Origin of the sequence: Nocardioides sp. J9 (assembly GCF_007829375.1) — a bacterium.
Lineage (GTDB): Bacteria > Actinomycetota > Actinomycetes > Propionibacteriales > Nocardioidaceae > Nocardioides.
The window spans coordinates 1-1,704 of the sequence record NZ_VLJQ01000135.1 but is presented as its reverse complement, the minus strand read 5'-3'; the positions used below and the strand labels follow the sequence as shown (position 1 = coordinate 1,704).

At 74.5% G+C, this 1,704-nt stretch carries 4 protein-coding genes; 3 read left to right on the top strand and 1 reads right to left on the bottom strand.

Annotation, left to right across the window (positions count from 1 at the left end; translation table 11 throughout):
- Positions 1-379, top strand: a 379-nt coding sequence (locus tag L615_RS24525; RefSeq protein WP_261376825.1) for a LysR substrate-binding domain-containing protein, incomplete at its 5' end; no start/stop codon positions are given.
- 14 nt (positions 380-393) lie between these two features.
- Positions 394-741: a VOC family protein gene (locus tag L615_RS22330; RefSeq protein ID WP_028656102.1), complete on the top strand. Its 348-nt coding sequence runs from the start codon at positions 394-396 to the stop codon at positions 739-741.
- Between the two features lie 14 nt (positions 742-755).
- Here L615_RS22330 and L615_RS22325 read toward each other — a convergent pair whose 3' ends face one another.
- Positions 756-1,094 carry a hypothetical protein gene (locus L615_RS22325; protein WP_145726513.1) on the bottom strand — a complete coding sequence of 113 codons (339 nt, stop codon included), beginning with the start codon at positions 1,092-1,094 and terminating at the stop codon, positions 756-758.
- 111 nt (positions 1,095-1,205) lie between these two features.
- Here L615_RS22325 and L615_RS22320 point away from each other — a divergent pair.
- On the top strand, positions 1,206-1,704 hold a 499-nt coding region (locus L615_RS22320), incomplete at its 3' end, for a LysE family translocator (RefSeq protein WP_145726512.1).

The window sequence follows — 1,704 nt, the reverse complement described above, 5'->3', positions numbered from 1 at the left end:
CCGCCGTGGCCGGTCGGTCGACTGGGCGGCGATGCCGGTCGTGGTGTTCAACGAGAAGGACCACCTGCAGGACGAGGTGCTCGTCGCGCACGGTTCCGCCCGGCCGCCGGTCGTGCACCGGGTGCCGAGCACGGCGGACTTCCACGAGGCGGTGCTGGCGGGACTGGGCTGGGGGATGCTGCTCGACGCCCAGCTGCAGCCGGGGCTGGCTTCCGGCGAGGTGGTGCGCCTGCCGGGCGGCCGGCCGGTCGACGTACCGCTCTTCTGGCAGCGGTGGCGCCTCGACAGCCCGGCGCTCACCACGCTCACTGACGCGGTCCGCTCCGCCGCGGCCCTGGGCCTGCGGCCGCCGCGTCCCTGGCTGCCGCCACGTCCCTAGCTAGGGTGTGCGGGGTGAGCATCGACCTGTTCGCCGGCTGCCCGGTCAGCGACCACGAGCGTGCGGTGGAGTGGTACTCCCGGCTGCTCGGTGCGCCGCCGTCCTTCCAGCCGAACGAGGTCGAGGCGGTGTGGGACCTCGCCGAGCACCGCTACCTGTTCACCGAGGTGCTGCCCGAGCACGCCGGGCACGCGCGGCACACGCTGTTCGTGGACGACCTCGACGCGTGGGTCGAGGCGATCGCGGACCGCGGGCTGGAGCCGGCGTCGACCGAGACCTACGACAACGGCGTGCGCAAGACGACCTACCGCGACCCGGACGGCAACGAGATCGGCTTCGGGGGCGAGCCCGCCGCTGCCTGACCGGGCGGTCGGGCTCAGGCCGAGCGGGTCGCCCGGGCGTGCGCAGCGCGCACCAGGTCCACGACCGACGGCTGGGCGCCGGTCGACCCGCCCGGCACCTGTCGCGCCGCCCGGTCCATCCACATCGCAGCGTCGAGCGCGTCGGTGGCCAGCTGGCGCAGCTCGTCGGCGTCCAGCTCACCGGCCTCCGCCACCGGCTCCGCGAAGGTCGCGCTGAAGACCGGCTCGGCACCGTCCAGGCACCACGTGCGCAGCAGCCCGAAACGCGGCCCCTCGTGCAGCCACGCGCCCGGGTCGTCCTTCTCGTGCTCGGCGGCGTCGGTCACGCACCACGGCGGGCAGTCGGGCTCCATGCCTCGCCGATCGGCACGGCACCCGACCCCCTGAGGTGTCGGCGGGGGTGTGACGCCCGGCATGGGTCAATCAGGTCGTCACCGAGGCCGCGCGTGCCGGATACTTCGACCATGCCCTCGACCAGCCAGCTCGCCGCCTTCGCGGTCGCCTCGTTCCTGTTCATCCAGGTGCCGGGGCCGAGCCTGCTGTTCACCATCGGCCGCGCGCTGACGGTCGGGCGGCGGGACGCACTGCTCTCGGTCGTCGGCAACGCGCTCGGCCTCGTCGCCCAGGTGGTGCTGGTCGCCGTCGGCCTCGGCGCGGTCGTCGCTGCGTCGGCGACCGCGTTCACCGTGCTCAAGCTCGCCGGCGCGGCCTACGTCGTCTACCTCGGCGTCCAGGCCATCCGGCACCGCGGCGACGCCCGAGCCGCCCTGGCTGCGGCCGGCGACGGGGCCGGGCAACCGGCCCGCAGCGGGCTCGCGTCGGTGAGGACCGGCTTCATCGTCGGCGCGACCAACCCGAAGACCATCGTCTTCTTCGTCGCCTTCCTGCCGCAGTTCGTCGACGGCGGCGCCCCGGCCGGACCGCAGCTGCTGCTGCTCGGCGTGCTCTTCGGCGTGATGGCGG

What these genes read in the sequence shown, in the direction of transcription:
- L615_RS22325 (WP_145726513.1), bottom strand. Translation starts at nt 1,094, where the DNA reads ATGGAGCCCGACTGCCCGCCGTGGTGCGTGACCGACGCCGCCGAGCAC.